Below are 16,616 nucleotides of genomic sequence, written 5' to 3' on the forward strand. Positions count from 1 at the left end.
TGGCGGAATCGTTAGCATAATCGGCAAAAACAAAAAAGCCGAACTCCTTAAGAGTCCGGCTAAACAATCAACCTGAAAAAAACTATTCTTCGCGCTTTATAAATTTGTATTGGTTTTCGTATCGCTCTCCTTGTTCAATAAAATACAATCCGGCTGCAAATCCACGAATGTCGAGACGAGTGGTGAGGGTGCTAATTTTTCCTTCGGCTATAATTTTTCCTTGGGTATTAAGCATTCTGAAATTTGTTCCTACTGCATTCGGATTTACAGTGAACTGAATATAATCGCCAGCAGGATTAGGATACACAGTTAATTCGGTTGATGCATTAACTTCTTTTACTCCGGTGATGCCGGTAAACAACGCGGTGATTTCGGTTTGACTTAACTCGCGGTTCCAAATTCCGATATCGTCTAATGTGCCTTTGAAATTATTTCCTGATGCGATGCCTTTACCGATATAAAATGGGATGTTGGCGCTTGTGGCACCGGTGTGCGTGTAGGTCATTGTGCCTTGTACCACTCCGTTTTTGTAAATTTTCATGATACCGGCATTATAGGTGGTAACGTAATGGTCCCAAACATTGAGGGTGTGCGCACACGATAGAAAAAACCAACTTGATTGTTGCTTGTTAGTACCAAATGTAAAATTGGACGCTCCTTGTATTAAAGTAATAAATACGCCCGATGTACCGGTACCACTCATCATTACAATTCCGGCTGCAGTTGTTTGTGTTTGCTTGTTCATCCAAAACGAATAGGTGAATGCTCCGCTAGGCGTGTGTGTAAAGCTAGGTGTTGGAATGGTCATGTAGTTGGTGGTAGTGCCATTAAAGCTAGCTGCTGCATTGGCATTCCCATTTCTGTCGGAGGTAAATGTTGCTCCGCTGTTGGTGGCATTGTTGGCATTGCCACTTAAATCGTTTGCGTCACCGTTAAATCCAAACCAAGCATCGAGCCCACTGGTGGGAACATAGCTTGGTACTTGTGCAAAAGTTGTCACGCAAATGGTGATTGACAAAATGGATGTAAGGAGTAGTAGATTTTTTGTTTTCATTGCTTTTTTGGGAAAGAGTTTATGTTGCAAATTTGTTTTTTTTTTTGCAGATAGTAAACCCAAAAAAATAGGGAGTAAAAACCACTAGGAGTGGCTATTGAAAATGGTTTTGCATGTGAATGTAAGCATTGTTGTTGCGCTTCAATTGATTAAAATTGACTGTTTTTTTTGATTTGGATATTTTGGAGAAAGATAGTGGTCGGACCACTGTATAAAAAATTTGCGATTGAAATGTTGTTTTTAGCCGAGTAGCAATGACTAGCTTTAGGTGAATACGATGTGAAGAGCAGGTTAATTTCGAAATTATTTTTGGGGTGATGTATGAAACGCTATGCTGCATTAGGGATTGCGCCATTGTGTGAGCTCTTTTTTGGCACGAGCAAAGGGCGAGTGCTAAAAAAAGCGAGTGGCAAAAGCCCGACCCGCCGCAGAAGGGGAATGCCCAAAACATTTTAACCGGCTCCCGCTTTGTTGGTTGAAAAAAATTATTCCGTTTTACACTTAAAACTTTTTAAATTCACCAAGCATAAAATTAGTTTAAGTAATGGCCATTCTGCATTCGATAATGAGTTGGGTGATGAAGCAACGGATTCATCAAATTGAACTTTTTATGAAGTACCCCAATGAAGTGCAGCAGGATTGGTTTCGTAAATTGGTGGCTAGTGCCAAAGATACCGAATATGGCCGTTTGTATGATTTTGGAAGTATAAGTTCCGTTAATCAATTTAAGGAGCGGGTTCCAATTCGCAATTACGATAGTCTGAAACCCTTTATTGACCGAGTGCGCAGCGGTGAGCAAAATGTACTTTGGAATACTCCCATTGTGTGGTTTGCAAAATCGAGTGGCACTACCGCAGGTAAAAGCAAATTTATTCCGGTGAGTGAAGAGTCGCTCGAAGAATGCCATTTTAAAGCGGGTAAGGACATGCTTTCGATATACTGCAACAATAATCCCAGCAGCCAACTTTTCAGCGGTAAATCCTTAACAGTAGGAGGGAGTCATCAAATAGGTCAGCTCAATAATAATTCCTTTCAAGGAGATTTGTCGGCCATTTTAATGCAAAATTTACCTTTTTGGGCACAGTTTGTTACCACGCCAAATTTATCGATTGCGCTCATGGACGATTGGGAAAGTAAAATAGAAATGATGGCGCGCGCAACAGTGGATGAAAATGTAACCAGCTTGGCGGGCGTGCCCTCATGGACTTTGTTGTTGTTGAAACACATTCTGAAAATAGCGAACAAACAAAATTTACTGGAAGTGTGGCCCAACCTCGAGCTGTTTTTTCACGGCGGGGTGAGTTTTACGCCTTACCGAGAGCAGTTTAAGGAATTGATACCGAGTGCGCGCATGAATTATTTTGAAACTTATAATGCGAGCGAAGGATTTTTTGGCATGCAAGATCAATCAAATAGTGATGAGCTGCTGCTGATGTTGGATTACGGGGTGTATTATGAGTTTTTACCGATGGAAGATATTTTGCTGGAGAATCCCAGAACATTGAGTTTGGATGAAGTAAAAACAGATGTGAATTATGCCTTAATCATTTCAACCAATGGAGGATTGTGGCGTTATAAAATTGGGGATACTATAAAATTTACTTCGCTTGCGCCATACCGTATTCGCATAAGTGGTCGTACACGCCATTTTATTAATGCATTTGGCGAAGAGTTAATTATTGAGAATGCTGAACAGGCGCTCGCTATTGCCTGCGAAAAAACAAATTCGGTAATTAAAGAATATACCGCAGCGCCTGTGTTTTTTACTGAAACAAAAAATGGCGCACACGAATGGTTAATTGAATTTGAGAAGGAGCCTACCGATTTAAATGTGTTCAGCGATTTTTTTGATAATGCGCTAAAAGCCATCAACAGCGATTATGAGGCAAAGCGTTACCACAATATGTTGTTGCGAGAGCCGTTAATTAAATCGGTACCCACCTTTACTTTTTACCATTGGTTGAAATCAAAAAATAAATTGGGCGGACAAAATAAAGTGCCGCGATTAAGCAACGATCGAAAATATATTGACGAACTTTATGCCTTAAACCCGCTTTTAAAATCCTAAGCACATGAAAAAATTAATCCCCAATTTTTTAAAAGGCGGCTGTCTTTTTTTGTTGCTGATGTTTATCTTTTCCTTTAAAGGCGATAAATTAATTTTACATAAACGCATATACATACAAGGCAATTTTTTTACCACCGATAATTTGGGGAATTGCTATTTGGTGGATAAGGATGAGATTACCAAGTATGACGGAAATGGAACTGTTTTTAATAAATTTAGCATAAAAGCATTTGGTACAATTGAGAGTATGGATGCTACAAACCCCATGAAAATTATGGTGTTTTATAAAGACTTTTCAAAATTGGTTTACTTGGATAATACCTTGAGTTTAAATGGAAATCCCATTGATTTGGAAGAATTAAATTTAACGCAAAGTAAATTAGTGTGTGCGTCGCACAGCGATGGAATTTGGTTTTACGACCAGCAAAAATTTGCTTTAGTACGCTTGGATAGTAAGCTTGCTGTGGCACAAACTACCAGCAATTTAAATCAATTATTGGGCATCGAAATTAACCCCAATTTTATGTGTGAATACAACAATTCAGTGTATTTAAATAACCCTTCCACAGGAATATTGGTGTTTGATATTTTTGGTACTTATGTGAAAACAATTCCATTGCAAAACCTAACAAAATTTCAGGTGAACAATGATGCCATCATTTATTCGCTCGATTCAAAAGCAATGTCTTACACACTTAAAACAACTGAGCAAAATGAATTGCCCTTAATTGATATAAAGTACAAGGAAATCAGAATTGAAAGGGGAATGATATACGCTAAAAATGATGAGTTAATTGATATGTTGAAGACGGAATAATAAATAGAATAATGAATTGGAAAAGGCTTGGATTTGCAAACAGGCATAGGAAGCTAAAAGCCTAAAGGATATTAACTATCCAAAATATGCGTTGTAGCAATGAAATGTTTTGCACAAATAAGGAAAATAGGTGTTTTTTTTATTGTGAATAGCTTGAAATGCAGGCTTATATAAAAGCAGTAAGAATTCCCAAAACCTACACTTAAATAAACTTGCTTTTTGATTAAAAAAAAATACTTTTGTGTAACCACTATTTAATCTCGACTTGAATTATGCACATAGCAATTGCCGGTAATATAGGCTCAGGAAAAACTACACTCACCACACTCTTATCAAAACATTACAGTTGGAAGGCGCACTTCGAGGATGCAGATGATAATCCGTATTTGAACGATTTTTATGAAGACATGCAACGCTGGTCTTTTAACCTTCAGATATACTTTTTGAACAGTCGTTTCAATCAAATTATGGAGATTCGCAAAAGCGGTAAAACGGTTATTCAAGACCGAACCATTTTTGAAGATGCTTACATTTTTGCGCCCAACTTGCACGCCATGGGATTAATGACGACACGAGATTTTGAGAATTACATTTCGCTGTTTAATTTGATGAATACCTTTATTAAGGCGCCTGATTTGATGATTTACCTGAGGGCATCAGTTCCCACACTTGTAAACCAAATTCAAAAACGTGGACGCGATTACGAAAATGCCATTCGTATCGATTATTTAAAAAGATTGAATGAACGTTACGAAGCATGGATTAGCACTTATGATCAAGGAAAATTATTAATCATTGAAGTCGACAATATTAATTTTGCCGAAAACCCGGAAGATTTAGGAACTATTTTTAACAAGATAGATGCTGAGATAAATGGCTTGTTTTAAGCCATAAGCTGAGCCAGTTTATACAAACTTTATAACTCCCAATCTATTCGTTAGGTTGGGAGTTTTTCTTTTCAGTAATGCAATAATGCGGTTTATTTTACGCGGTATTTTTTTTGAAACACATAGGATCATAGGAAACATAGCTTTCATATAGGAGTGTGCTATGTGACTATGTGACTATGTGGTTTATTTTATAAGGGTATTTTTTTGAACCACATAGGATCATAGGAAACATAGGATTCGTATAGGATTGGCCTATGTGACTATGTGGTTTATTTTATGAGGGTATTTTTTTTTGAAACACATAGGATCATAGGAAACATAGGTTTTACATGGGTTGGGCTATGTGTAAATCTTCTGTTCTTAATAGCATATAGCTAGCATCACTTTTTTAATTAAGCTCTAGAATATTCAGATAATTTTTTGTTGATTTATTATTCCCTTTGTAATTTCTTAATTCTTATCTCGCGATGGTGATTAACTTCGATTGAATGTATTGCAAATCACTTCAGCAAAGAAGCAAATCTAAAACGAAGACTTGTAAATAATCAACAAGGTTTAAGAAATAAGCGCAGCTAATTCAGCCAAACTTTTTAACTCCCAATCGATAATATTTGATTGTGAGTTTTTAGTTTTTGCAGCTGATATAAAAACAGTTTTCATGCCTAATTTTTTTCCGAATTCCATATCTGAAATCGAGTCGCCCACCATCAGAGATTTTGTAAAATCAATTTCCGGAAAATCTCTTTTAGCTTGCAAGGCCATGCCTGTGTTGGGTTTTCTGAAATCAGAATTGTCGGAAGCTAAAGCCGGACAAAAATAAATGCGATCAATTCTGCCGCCATTATTCATTATTGCTGTTAGCATGTATTGATGCACCGAAGCAAGTTGTGCCTCGGTAAATAAACCTTTTCCAATGCCTTGTTGATTGGTTACAATTACGATTCTATTAAACTTTTTTGCGAATAATTTAATAGCCTCAGTCACCCCATCAATAAAATGAAAGTTATCGGTTTTTTTTACGTAATCGTTCTCGATTTTACGATTAATAACTCCGTCTCTATCCAGAAACAAAGTCCAAGAAGCATCAAAAGTGGTAGGACTTAAATTCATGTTGCGCACGAAGGTAATCTTCGGGAATACCAATATCAATAAAATATTTATTGCTTACAAAGCCGCTGAAATTGATGTGTTCGATGTATTTCTCAAAAAAATCTTTTTCGATGCTAAAAGTTTTTGGAAAGTTAATGGAGGTAAAAAGTGCGCGGTTAAATAAATAAACACCACCGCTTATGCATCCATCTTTGTGCCCATCTTCTTTTTTTTCTTCAAAACCGGTAATTCTAAAACGGTTGTCGATACTCACTGTTCCAAACCTCCCTACTTCATCGTAGTATTTTAAAGCTAAAGTAATTTGGGCAGCATTTTTTTTGTGAAATTCATTCAATTGAAAAAGATCCACACTAAAAAGGGTATCACCATTTAGCACCAATACATTTTCGGAGCTGCATAATTGCATAGCATTCACAATCCCGCCTCCGGTGCCAAGCGGCTCATTTTCGTAGGCGTAAAGCAACTGCATTCCTTCGTACTCGGCACCAAAATATTCCTCAATACTGCGCGAAAGTGGTGAAACGGAAAGAACAACCTTTGGAATATTATAAAAACGTAAATACTTAAATAAATAATGAAGAAATGGTTTCCCATTTACTTCAGCCATTGGCTTTGTATTAGTGCCAATTGCAGGCTGCAAGCGTGTTCCAAAACCTCCGGCTAATATTATCGCTTCTCTTATCATTTGCTTGTATGGAAGTGCGAATGTATAAAATACTTGGTTCTTTCGCTTTGATTTGTTTTGTTAAATCGTCCAACTTGTTAAGCCTTCTTTGGTGAAAGAATATTTTTTTTCGTAGCCACCAAAATGGGTGAGGGCATCCAATACTTTGTAACGGGTATTATCCGGACAATAAAATACCATAAATCCTCCTCCACCGGCACCCGATATTTTTCCGCCGGTAGCTCCATTTTCAATGGCCACACGATAGATATCATCGATTAGCGGATTGGTAATTCCTTGTGTCAGTTGTTTTTTATTTTGCCAGCCGAAATCCAAAATTCTTCCCACTTCATTAATATCGCCACGAAGCAGTATTTCTTTCATCATTTCGGCTTGTTCTTTTAAATGATGAGAAGCTTCAATGGATTGTTGATTTTTGTCGAGGACGTTTTTCATTTGCGATTCAATGATATCGCTACTGAATCGACTTGTTTCGGTATAATATAAAATTAAATTGTGTGCCAATTCCTCCAAATACTGTTCTTTAATTTTAAGTGGGTTTACAATTACTTTATCGTCTTTATAAAACTCCATAAAATTTACACCTCCAAAAGTGGCCGAATATTGATCTTGTCGCCCGCCCGCCATCTTTAAATCCAATCGCTCTATTTCGTATGCTAAATGTGCAATATCGTATTCCCCTAAAGGCAATTTGAGCCATTCGGTAAAGGCACCTAATACTGCTACCACTAAGGTGGAAGATGCGCCCAGTCCTGAACCTGCGGGGGCATCCAAAAAAGTGCTTAAACGAAACGAAAGTGCTTTGTTGGTGAATTTCTTCACTACCTTATTGTACACTTCCTTTATCAAATCTAATTTGCCATCTTGTGGAAGTTCAGTAGCACTCGGGTAATGCAAATTTATTTTGCGATCAATGGATTCAAATTGAATGCTTCCATCGTTCAAGGGTTCTATGGATGCATAAGCATATAAATTTATGGTTGCATTTAAAATGGCACCGCCAAATAAATCGCAATAGGGACTTACATCTGTTCCGCCACCTGCCAAACCTAGTCGAAGAGGGGCTTTGCTTCTAATTATCATAGCTGTTTAAAGCTCCGAAATTAATTTATTAATGCTATCAATCAAGTGTTGCCACGAATATTTTTTCTTTTCTTCTTCCACATTTGCAGCAAAGAAGTTTTCTTTTTTGTTTTCATAAAAATCCACTAAGGCAGCAGCGATTGCTTTACTGTCGGGAGCTACCACATATCCCACCTTACCATCGGGTATCATTTCGGGTAAACCGCCAACATTGGTCACCAACATAGCTTTTCCGAAATGATAGGCAATTTGGGTAACGCCGCTTTGTGTAGCACTTTTGTAAGGTTGTACCACAATATCGGCCGCACAAAAATAATTCACCACTTCTGTATTCGGAATAAATGTTGTTTTCTCAATCACCCACTTTTTTAAATTGTGTTTTTGAATGATTTCTCGATAAGGTTTGGGATCAGAATAATACTCTCCCGCAATAATTAATTTTACATTTAATTCTTGAAATCGCTTGTCCGAAATCGCTTCCAACAATAAATCCAATCCCTTGTAATCTCGAATAAATCCAAAAAAGAGGATGTAAGAAAAGTCTGGTTTCAATTCAAGGCGTTGCAATGCGAGGTCTTTGGAAATGGCTTTTCCGAAATTGTCGTAGAGCGGATGCGGGCTATATAATTTTGGTTTTTTTAAATCAAACAATTCCAAATCTTTCAACACAGATTGCGACATAGTAATAAACGCATCAACCGATTTTACATAATAGGAAGACAAGAGGCGATCCGCAAATCTTTTTTCATGTGGGATAATATTGTCGGTAATGGAGATGATTTTTGTATGCCTATTTCCGCGAATGATGCGTGCGATGGTGCCTAAGCAAGGAGCCATAAATGGCAGCCAATAGCGAATTACAACAAGATCCGGTTTTTGCTTTCGAATACGCAGTCCCACCTTTATCCAATTAAATGGATTGATAGAATTTATGGCTACCGAAATTTTTATTCCGAGCGGTGCAGGTTCGTCGCTCAACTGGGTTTTCCCTGGAAATAAAAAATTGGGGTATTGTAAACTAAAGGTAACAATTTCGGCATCATCCCCGTTTTCCGTAAAGGCTAAACAGAGGCGCTCGTTGAAGGTGGATATACCTCCACCCCTTAAAGGATGCGCCGAACCAATTATTGTTACTTTCAAAGTTGGGACTTACAAACCTGATTTTTTTTCAATTAGGTAACTATTACGGGTAGGGGAATTGCGAGAAATTAATTCCCCTAAAAATCCTGCGAGAAAAAGCATTGTGCCTAAAACCATTGTAGTTAAAGCAATGTAAAAGGAGGGACGCTGTGTAATTAATATTTCGGGTTCATTCAAATAAACCATGTATAGCTTGTTAGCGCCTAAATAAAAGGCCACACAAAAGCCAATCAAAAACATTATGGTTCCTAAGAAGCCGAACAAATGCATGGGGCGCTTGCCAAATTTAGAAACAAATGAAATGGAAAGTAAATCCAGAAACCCATTAATAAAACGCTCCAATCCGAATTTAGTGGAACCGTATTTGCGCTCCTGATGTTGCACTTCTTTTTCGCCAATTTTTGAGAATCCTGCCCATTTTGCAATTACCGGAATATAGCGGTGCATTTCACCGTAAACCTCAATACTCTTAACTACATCCGCTTTATATGCTTTTAATCCACAATTAAAATCATGCAAACTAATGCCACTCATTTTTCGGGTAGCATAATTAAATAATTTGGTTGGAATGGTTTTGGTAAGCGGGTCATAACGTTTTTTCTTCCATCCCGAAACCAAATCATAGCCATCCTGTAAAATCATTTTACGCAATTCCGGAATTTCATCCGGGCTGTCTTGCAAATCCGCATCCATGGTAATGACTACTTTACCTTGAGCCGCTTCAAATCCTACATTTAATGCGGCACTTTTGCCGTAGTTTCGGCGAAATTTAATGCCTTTAATATTGGGATTTTTAGCAATCAATTCCTCTATTTTTTTCCAACTACCGTCTTTACTTCCATCATCCACATAAATAATTTCGTAGCTGTAAGCGTTTAGTAGCATAACGCGCACTATCCAATCGGTTAGCTCTGGCAACGATTCTTCTTCGTTGAGAAGGGGAATTACTAAAGAAAGATCCATTATTGATTTTGTTGGATAAAACTATTGAAAGAATCACCTGAATTAGGATGCTCCTTCTTAATAAAAGCGGCTGTTACCAGCGAAATTATGGTGCCTACAAAAGTATAACCTAAAATTGAAAAGAATGCCATTGATGTGGGATTCATAAAATATTGTGAAGCTTCCATTGCCTTTTCTATTTCTTCATCCGAACGCCCTGAATCCAGCATGTTTTGCTCCGTTTGCTCCATTATTTTTTCGATAATGCTTGAATCCACAAATTTGATGTACAGAAATATCGTGAAAGCAATAATTACACTGGCAAAAAAGGAAATCAAAAAGCCGGAATAAAAGGCAGTCCCATAAGAAATCACACCATTTAATTCTTTATCGCGGTAGTTTTTGGATCCAATAAAAATACCCAAACCGAGCGCTGCATAGCCCATAACTTGCATCAGCCCCGAAAATTTTGTTCCTAAAATGCTCGAAAGTATAAAAACCAGAAAAAGCATTATACCTGTCATACCGCCATAATTCATGGCACTGCGTGAAATACTAAGTTTTGTTTCGCTCATAATTCGGTGTAAACCCTTATCAGTTGGCAAATATAGAAATTAATAAAACAAAATTATTGCAGTTTTATTGTAGGATGTCGCCAAAAACTATACTTTTGCGCCCGGGTAAGTCTCTTACGACCAGCTCCTGTTGAACTCCCCCAGGTTCGGAAGAAAGCAAGGGTAAATGGTTGAGCGGTGCGATAAGAGTAGCTTACCCTTTTTTTGTGCACTTTATTTTGAATTCATGTGACGCAAACTCTTGAATTTCGGTGCCTTAGCATATTTGTAAGGGTTTCCTTACCTTTCCTCCATGAAACTAAAAATCATCCTTTTTGTTTTACTTTGTACAGTTACTTTATTTGCGATTGCATTAACAAAAAAATACATGAATCCAGCTGAAAATAAGATCCGATTTGTTGCTTTAGGCGATTCCTATACTATTTGTGAAGGTGCGGATTGGGAACAATCCTGGCCTTTTATCTTAACCAAGCACCTAAATGAAACACAGGTTCCGACTACATTGATTGCAAATCCTTCGGTTACCGGTTGGACTACACAAGATTTAATTGACAAGGAATTGCCTGTGTATGACGAATCAAATCCTGATTTTGCGACATTGCTTATTGGCGTTAATGATTGGGTTCAAAAAGTTCCGGAAGAGCAGTTTCATAAAAATCTGGTGTTGATTTTGGATAGAATGCAGGCTAAACTTGCTGTGAAAACTAATTTGGTTTTGATTAACATCCCTGATTTTGGGGTAACACCCAAAGGCGCCCAATACAGTGGTGGGCGTGATATTTCCAAAGGTATTGCGGATTTTAATTCCATAATCGAAAAGGAAGCAAAAAAGAGAAACTTAAAAGTGGTAGATATTTATCCCACCACTCAATTGATGAAAAATGATCCAAGATTAATTTCTTCCGACGAATTGCATCCTTCAGCTGCAGAGTATGCGCTCTGGGAAGCACTCATTTTTCCGGTGGTGCATAGTGTATTGAAAAAATAAATCATGATACCCAAACTCGAAGATTTACCGAAACTGGCTAAAAACGCCAAAACCAATACAGAAAAGTTCTTTAATAAGTTGAGAAAGAATCAGCCTAAATTGTTGGATTCAACTGTTGAAGCCATTCACGAGGAAGTATTTGCCACAACCGATTGCCTCAAATGCGCCAACTGCTGCAAAACCACCAGTCCAATATTTTATCAAAAAGATATAGAGCGCTTATCCAAATTGTTTCGAGTGCGTCCTGCAAAATTTATTCAAGAGTATTTGCACATGGACGAAGACAACGATTATGTGCTCAATTCGGCACCTTGTGCGTTTTTAGGAGAGGATAATTATTGTACTGTTTACGACCACCGTCCCAACGCTTGCCGCGAATATCCGCATACCGATAGAAAACGTTTTTATCAGGTGCTGGATATTACTTTAAGAAATACTGCTGTATGTCCGGCTGCTTATGCCATAGTTGAAAAACTTAAAAAAGTAATGTAATGGCTAAAGATATTTTTCACAGCATTCAATTTAAAGCAAAGCCCAAAGTGCTTTATGACTTGATCATGAACCCCATAAAGCACAGCGCTTTTACCGGAGCGGAAGCAATAATTAGTCAACAAATTGGAGGAAAATACAGTGCCTATGATGGTTACATTGAAGGTGAAAACATCGAATTGATTCCAGGGAAAAAAATTGTGCAAACCTGGCGTGCAATGGAGGAGGAGTGGCCCGATGGTGAGAATTCAATTATTGAATTTATATTTATTGAAAATGAAAAAAGAACGGAATTACAGTTTACCCATAAGGATATTCCCCATGCTGTAAAAAGCGATTTCAACAAGGGATGGGTGGAACATTATTGGGAGCCGATGAAAGCCTATTTAAAGGAATAAATGTCTTACTTCGAAATCATCGCGAGCTTGTTGGGACTGACAAGTGTTTGGCTCCTTACCAAACAAAATATGTGGTGCTGGCCTACAGGAATTGTAATGGTGTTGATGTATATCTACATTTTTTACGAAGCCCGCTTGTATTCCGATATGCTCTTGCAAGTATTTTTTGCTGTAATGCAAGTGTATGGTTGGTATTATTGGCAAAAAGGAAAGCGCGATAATGAAACTTTAGTCGTAAAATATTTATCGCAAAAGGAAATTGTTTTTTGGTGCATTTCAGTGATTCTTTTTTCGGGGATTCTCGGATGGTTAATGAAAAAATATACCGATGCCGACTTGCCTTACATTGATGCAACAACTGCTGCCATGAGTGTAATTGCACAATGGCTTATGACAAAAAAAATTATTGAGAATTGGATTTTGTGGATTATTGCAGATGTAATTTATGTGGGGATGTATTTTTACAAAGGACTTTATGCAACATCCATTTTATATTTTATTTTTCTCGGTTTGGCCATTCTTGGATTTATGGAATGGAAGAAATCCTACAAGGTAAAAAAGAGTTCTTAAAAAAATCAGCTCTGCGCCCTCTGCGCCTCCTCCGCGCCCTCTGCGGTTAAAATAAAATATCACAGTTAAAATCCAATAACATTCTTTTTCCACTAGAAAGGAATGTCTGTACTCATTTATAAAGCGCTTCTCAACTATTTTATTCACCTAACTCATCTCTCATTTCCGCAGCCGGATAAGCATATTTTCCTTTTCCTTTAGCAATTTTTGAAAACAGTTTTAGCGCATCTGATTTATTGTTTGCATCTTTTAAATTTAATGCTTTCAACCATTCCGCTTCTTCGTAGTAAGGTGATTTAGCTTGTTTTAAAATTAAATTTAATTGGGCATTAGAAGCTTTGTATTGCTTTAGCATGCGTTCCGTTTTCCCAAGAAAAAATAAGGCCTCTTCATTTTTTGCTTCCGCTTTTAATACCTCTTGCAGTTTTATTTTTGAAGCAGCATAATTTCCGCTCATAAAATCAGCTTTCGCATCTGCCAATAAATTAATTGAGTTAGTGTTTATCGTGTATGCACTCTTTTTTGCAGAACTTTCTTTGCTTAATGCCCTGCTTTGAACTTGTGCGGCTGCCGGAGCTGTTGTTCCGCTAAAGGTTGTCCCGGCTTTTTCGTCAGATTCACTTCGTGTTTTTGCATCGTCTTCCATATCTTTAGCAGCATCCAAAGCGACGGTTTGTGTTTCCTCAACAGCAGTCACAGGTGCTTCAAAAACAGCTTTCCCGGAGCTTAGGTTGGCATCTGTGCTTTTTATCGATTCTGAATTTAAATTGGGTTCAATGCTTGGTTGTGTTGTGGTTATAGGGTTGGATTTACTCGAAAATTCTGTAGGAATATTTTTTATTTCCTGTTTTTCAGATTTATGCGCTGCAACGGATAAGTCTTTATTTTCAGGGGCTACTTCATTACTGCTTTCGGCTGGAGCTAGCGGTTCCGCATTTTCTTTGGGTTTTTCAAGCACACTTACTGCATCTTTCTTTGATTCTCCTGCAAAATAATTGAATAGGAATCCTACTCCTACTAATACAAGAATACTTGCTGCAATAGCAAAATAGTTCCTTCGGGTAATTGAAAAAATAACAGTTTCAGGTTGGGAAATTCTTTTTTCTATACGCGTGTTAATTTCCGTTACATCTTGCGTAAATGATTGCGGAGTTCCTGCAATACGGTAGGCTTCCACCATATCGTTACACAACTCACAATCGGCCAAATGTAATTCTATCGCGCGCATTTCCTCCTTGCTCAGCTTTTGCTGCACATAGCCCCACAATTGCTCGTCGCTTGGACAAACACTTGCACTAAACATTTTGCTAACAGTGCTAGGGTGTGACATTTTTTTGAATTAGTATATTTTTTAAATTTCGTTTTCCGTTCTGAATAAAGCTCTTCACATTGTTAAGGCTTAAGCCTGTTAGATCCGTAATTTCCTGGTAACTTTTCTCTTTCAGGTAGAATAATTCAATGCAAAGTTTTTGTTCTTGGCTTAATTCAAGCAGTGCATTTTCGAGCTCGCTGAGTTTTATTTCTTTTTGATTTTCTTCTTCTTGATGCAAAAAATCGCGGTATTCCATAAGCGGTGTAATCAACTCTGCTGCCTCTCCACCAATTTCGGTAAAATGCTTGTTTTTGCGCAGCTGCATGAGGCAATAATTTTTTGCCACGCTGTGCAACCAACTTTTAAAGTTTGTAATACTATGCTTTTTTAAATCAACCAACAGTTTTTCAAAAACCTGCATGGCGGCATCCTTGCTTTCATCGCGGTTTTGAAAGTATTTTAAACACACCGCATACACCAGAGTGGTATATCTTTCAAATAAAACACCTACACATGCTTTTTCATCGGTTTGCGCATAACGTGCTACCAACTCAAGGTCAGATAAGGTTTTTAAGAAAGGTTGTGCGGAATTCAAATCGTTTTTTTACAAAAATAAGCTTAATCCTGAATTATTTTTTAATCGTTTATGGAAAATTCAAAACACATGCATCTAATCCTCAAATAACAAAATAAACCATCTGCCTCCAGCAGAATAAAACTCAAAATTATGAACACAAAAAAAATCATTTCTAAAACTAACATGCTCTTTATCGTATTTGTTGTCTTTAACTCCTATCTGGTGAATGCCGCCACTGAAAAAAAAGTGAACGCAAAAATCGAAAAGGCAATTGTGTTTTTGCAAGGAGCACAACTTTTTAGCTCTGCCGATTTTAATGTTGGTGTGGGAACAAGCGATTTAATATTTGAAGGAGTTTCTCCATTTATTGAAGCACAAACCCTGCAAGCAATTGGCACAGGAAATATTATTATTTTGGATGTGCGTCACAACATTAAGTATCCGGAAGTTATTGCAGTGGATGAAAAAATAAAACCTAAAAATTTCCGAATCCTAAAAGCGATGGAAGATTCCATTCAGGAATTTAGTTGGACCTTGGAAGATATGTTGGATAAACGTACGGCCTTAACAACCGAGAAGAATACCTTACTCAACAACCGATTAATTAAAGGGGAAACAAAACGTGATTCGCTGGCTTTATTGAAAGAAGCACTGGAATATTTGCGGTTTCGATTAAATAATATCAACACAGAGTTACAAAAATTAAAACGTGAGGAATTTAAAGTTACAGCGGCCAAGCTTCGCACCGAAGAAAGACTTGCCGAATTGAATGCAGAAAACCAACGCAGTGGTGAACAAAATCCCGAACAAAAAAAGGGAGCCATAAACCAAGTTATAGTTACAGTGAGCTCTTTATTTGCAGCGGCGGTTAACATCGACATCAATTATTTTGTGCGCAATGCAGGATGGACACCCAGTTATGATTTGCGTGCTACATCGGCCAACACCAATTTAAAATTGGATCACAAAGCAAGTGTGTATCAAAATTCAGGAATCGATTGGAACGACGCAGCACTCACGCTATCGACCGGAACACCCAATCAGGGAAATACTAAGCCTGAGTTGAATACAAATTACTTGAATTATTATGTGGCAAGAAGCTATTCGTATTCAGGAGCAACCGCTGCACCCTCAATGAATACCATGTCGATAAAATCGACTGCCGATGCAAAATATCTCGATCGTGAAGAGGTGCAATCTAAAACGACAGCAGACTACACAGTTGTAGTAGAAAATCCCATTCGTGTAGACTATGAGATAAAATTAAAATACTCGATTCCGTCCGATAGCAAAACGCACATGGTGGTGGTGCAAAGTAAGGAAGTTCCCTCTTCGTTCGTTTATTCAGCCATTCCAAAGCTTGACCCAAATGCTTTTTTAGTCGCAAAAGTAACGGATTGGGAAAGTATGAATTTGATACCCGGCGCTGCGCGTATTTATTTTGACGGCGGCTATATTGGCGAAACCAGCATCAATCCGCAAGAAATGGAGGATACCTTGCAATTGAATATGGGGCGCGATAAAAGCACCTTAATGGAGCGAAAAAAACTGAAAGATAAAAGCAAAGAGAAAACATTTAATAATGACCGCGTACTTACCTATACCTACGAAATAACTTTGCGAAATACAAAAAGTGCAAGCATTAAATTAGAAATAGAAGACCAAATTCCGGTATCTCAAAATGAAGAAATAAATGTGGCATTGCTCGAATCAACGCATGCAGAGTTGGATGAAGCCACTGGAAAATTAAAATGGAATATAAATTTGAAACCGAAAGAAGTGCGTAAACTTTCGTTTACCTATGAGGTGAAATATCCGAAAAACAAACAACTTGCCGGATTGTAAGAACGATAGAAATAAAAAAATCCCGAACAGTTATTATTCCTGTTCGGGATTTTTTATGAAATGAATTTTAAAT

The 16,616-nt window shown here is 37.6% G+C and carries 17 protein-coding genes and 1 other RNA gene; 9 read left to right on the forward strand and 9 right to left on the reverse strand.

The genetic code is table 11. The annotated features are described in order from the left end of the window. Positions 1–82: 82 nt before the first annotated feature. Complete coding sequence (locus IPP32_06490) at positions 83–1,054, reverse strand: T9SS type A sorting domain-containing protein (GenBank protein MBL0047728.1); 972 nt, start codon at positions 1,052–1,054, stop codon at positions 83–85. 544 nt (positions 1,055–1,598) lie between these two features. Here IPP32_06490 and IPP32_06495 point away from each other — a divergent pair. The 3 genes from IPP32_06495 to IPP32_06505 all read left to right on the forward strand — a co-directional run bounded on the left by IPP32_06495 (position 1,599) and on the right by IPP32_06505 (position 4,826). Further along, positions 1,599–3,122, forward strand: coding sequence for a GH3 auxin-responsive promoter family protein (locus IPP32_06495; protein ID MBL0047729.1), 1,524 nt, complete (start codon positions 1,599–1,601; stop codon positions 3,120–3,122). Positions 3,123–3,126: 4 nt separating this feature from the next. Further along, a complete protein-coding gene (locus IPP32_06500) occupies positions 3,127–3,939 on the forward strand; it encodes a hypothetical protein (protein MBL0047730.1) in 813 nt (270 codons plus the stop codon). A gap of 272 nt (positions 3,940–4,211) precedes the next feature. Beyond that, entirely contained in the window at positions 4,212–4,826 is a 615-nt protein-coding gene (locus IPP32_06505; GenBank protein MBL0047731.1) for a deoxynucleoside kinase, read from the forward strand. Between the two features lie 558 nt (positions 4,827–5,384). Here IPP32_06505 and IPP32_06510 read toward each other — a convergent pair. Genes IPP32_06510 through IPP32_06535 form a run of 6 tightly spaced genes read right to left on the reverse strand, consistent with a single transcriptional unit; the run spans position 5,385 to position 10,364 of the window. Continuing rightward, a complete protein-coding gene (locus tag IPP32_06510; GenBank protein ID MBL0047732.1) occupies positions 5,385–5,939 on the reverse strand; it encodes an HAD family hydrolase in 555 nt (184 codons plus the stop codon). Continuing rightward, a complete protein-coding gene (locus tag IPP32_06515) occupies positions 5,914–6,624 on the reverse strand; it encodes a nucleotidyltransferase family protein (GenBank protein ID MBL0047733.1) in 711 nt (236 codons plus the stop codon). The genes IPP32_06510 and IPP32_06515 overlap by 26 nt, the downstream gene beginning before the upstream one ends. Before the next feature lie 60 nt (positions 6,625–6,684). Then, positions 6,685–7,707, reverse strand: a complete 1,023-nt coding sequence (locus IPP32_06520) for a dehydrogenase (GenBank protein MBL0047734.1) — start codon at positions 7,705–7,707, stop codon at positions 6,685–6,687. A gap of 6 nt (positions 7,708–7,713) precedes the next feature. Beyond that, positions 7,714–8,847 carry a glycosyltransferase gene (locus IPP32_06525; GenBank protein ID MBL0047735.1) on the reverse strand — a complete coding sequence of 378 codons (1,134 nt, stop codon included), beginning with the start codon at positions 8,845–8,847 and terminating at the stop codon, positions 7,714–7,716. Between the two features lie 9 nt (positions 8,848–8,856). After that, on the reverse strand, positions 8,857–9,810 hold the full coding sequence (locus IPP32_06530) for a glycosyltransferase (protein MBL0047736.1): 954 nt from the start codon (positions 9,808–9,810) through the stop codon (positions 8,857–8,859). Beyond that, positions 9,810–10,364: a DUF4199 domain-containing protein gene (locus IPP32_06535; protein ID MBL0047737.1), complete on the reverse strand. Its 555-nt coding sequence runs from the start codon at positions 10,362–10,364 to the stop codon at positions 9,810–9,812. The genes IPP32_06530 and IPP32_06535 overlap by 1 nt, the downstream gene beginning before the upstream one ends. A 103-nt stretch (positions 10,365–10,467) precedes the next feature. On the opposite strand from IPP32_06535, the gene ffs reads away from it, so the two are divergent. The 5 genes from ffs to IPP32_06560 all read left to right on the forward strand — a co-directional run bounded on the left by ffs (position 10,468) and on the right by IPP32_06560 (position 12,809). After that, positions 10,468–10,566: signal recognition particle sRNA small type (ffs, locus tag IPP32_06540), an RNA gene on the forward strand. A gap of 90 nt (positions 10,567–10,656) precedes the next feature. Next, complete coding sequence (locus IPP32_06545) at positions 10,657–11,352, forward strand: hypothetical protein (GenBank protein MBL0047738.1); 696 nt, start codon at positions 10,657–10,659, stop codon at positions 11,350–11,352. A gap of 3 nt (positions 11,353–11,355) precedes the next feature. Then, complete coding sequence (locus IPP32_06550) at positions 11,356–11,844, forward strand: YkgJ family cysteine cluster protein (GenBank protein MBL0047739.1); 489 nt, start codon at positions 11,356–11,358, stop codon at positions 11,842–11,844. Next, positions 11,844–12,239 (forward strand): SRPBCC domain-containing protein, encoded by a 396-nt coding sequence (locus IPP32_06555; protein ID MBL0047740.1) that lies wholly within the window; start codon positions 11,844–11,846, stop codon positions 12,237–12,239. Before IPP32_06550 ends, IPP32_06555 begins: the two co-directional genes overlap by 1 nt. Beyond that, positions 12,240–12,809, forward strand: a complete 570-nt coding sequence (locus IPP32_06560; GenBank protein ID MBL0047741.1) for a nicotinamide mononucleotide transporter — start codon at positions 12,240–12,242, stop codon at positions 12,807–12,809. It abuts the gene before it with no gap. A 139-nt stretch (positions 12,810–12,948) separates the two neighbouring features. Here the strand turns inward: IPP32_06560 and IPP32_06565 are convergent, their stop codons facing one another. Beyond that, complete coding sequence (locus IPP32_06565; protein MBL0047742.1) at positions 12,949–14,139, reverse strand: zf-HC2 domain-containing protein; 1,191 nt, start codon at positions 14,137–14,139, stop codon at positions 12,949–12,951. Then, complete coding sequence (locus IPP32_06570; GenBank protein ID MBL0047743.1) at positions 14,126–14,716, reverse strand: sigma-70 family RNA polymerase sigma factor; 591 nt, start codon at positions 14,714–14,716, stop codon at positions 14,126–14,128. Before IPP32_06570 ends, IPP32_06565 begins: the two co-directional genes overlap by 14 nt. Before the next feature lie 132 nt (positions 14,717–14,848). On the opposite strand from IPP32_06570, the gene IPP32_06575 reads away from it, so the two are divergent. Then, on the forward strand, positions 14,849–16,543 hold the full coding sequence (locus IPP32_06575) for a mucoidy inhibitor MuiA family protein (GenBank protein MBL0047744.1): 1,695 nt from the start codon (positions 14,849–14,851) through the stop codon (positions 16,541–16,543). The last annotated feature ends 73 nt before the right edge of the window (positions 16,544–16,616 follow it).

The sequence above is a fragment of the Bacteroidota bacterium genome (assembly GCA_016721765.1).
Lineage (GTDB): Bacteria > Bacteroidota > Bacteroidia > UBA4408 > UBA4408 > UBA4408.

Coding starts and splice junctions, on each gene's coding strand:
- IPP32_06575 (MBL0047744.1), top strand. CDS start 14,849: ATGAACACAAAAAAAATCATTTCTAAAACTAACATGCTCTTTATCGTA.
- IPP32_06495 (MBL0047729.1), top strand. CDS start 1,599: ATGGCCATTCTGCATTCGATAATGAGTTGGGTGATGAAGCAACGGATT.
- IPP32_06560 (MBL0047741.1), top strand. CDS start 12,240: ATGTCTTACTTCGAAATCATCGCGAGCTTGTTGGGACTGACAAGTGTT.
- IPP32_06550 (MBL0047739.1), top strand. CDS start 11,356: ATGATACCCAAACTCGAAGATTTACCGAAACTGGCTAAAAACGCCAAA.
- IPP32_06515 (MBL0047733.1), bottom strand. CDS start 6,624: ATGATAAGAGAAGCGATAATATTAGCCGGAGGTTTTGGAACACGCTTG.
- IPP32_06510 (MBL0047732.1), bottom strand. CDS start 5,939: ATGAATTTAAGTCCTACCACTTTTGATGCTTCTTGGACTTTGTTTCTG.
- IPP32_06545 (MBL0047738.1), top strand. CDS start 10,657: ATGAAACTAAAAATCATCCTTTTTGTTTTACTTTGTACAGTTACTTTA.
- IPP32_06490 (MBL0047728.1), bottom strand. CDS start 1,054: ATGAAAACAAAAAATCTACTACTCCTTACATCCATTTTGTCAATCACC.
- IPP32_06530 (MBL0047736.1), bottom strand. CDS start 9,810: ATGGATCTTTCTTTAGTAATTCCCCTTCTCAACGAAGAAGAATCGTTG.
- IPP32_06500 (MBL0047730.1), top strand. CDS start 3,127: ATGAAAAAATTAATCCCCAATTTTTTAAAAGGCGGCTGTCTTTTTTTG.
- IPP32_06555 (MBL0047740.1), top strand. CDS start 11,844: ATGGCTAAAGATATTTTTCACAGCATTCAATTTAAAGCAAAGCCCAAA.
- IPP32_06535 (MBL0047737.1), bottom strand. CDS start 10,364: ATGAGCGAAACAAAACTTAGTATTTCACGCAGTGCCATGAATTATGGC.
- IPP32_06565 (MBL0047742.1), bottom strand. CDS start 14,139: ATGTCACACCCTAGCACTGTTAGCAAAATGTTTAGTGCAAGTGTTTGT.
- IPP32_06520 (MBL0047734.1), bottom strand. CDS start 7,707: ATGATAATTAGAAGCAAAGCCCCTCTTCGACTAGGTTTGGCAGGTGGC.
- IPP32_06505 (MBL0047731.1), top strand. CDS start 4,212: ATGCACATAGCAATTGCCGGTAATATAGGCTCAGGAAAAACTACACTC.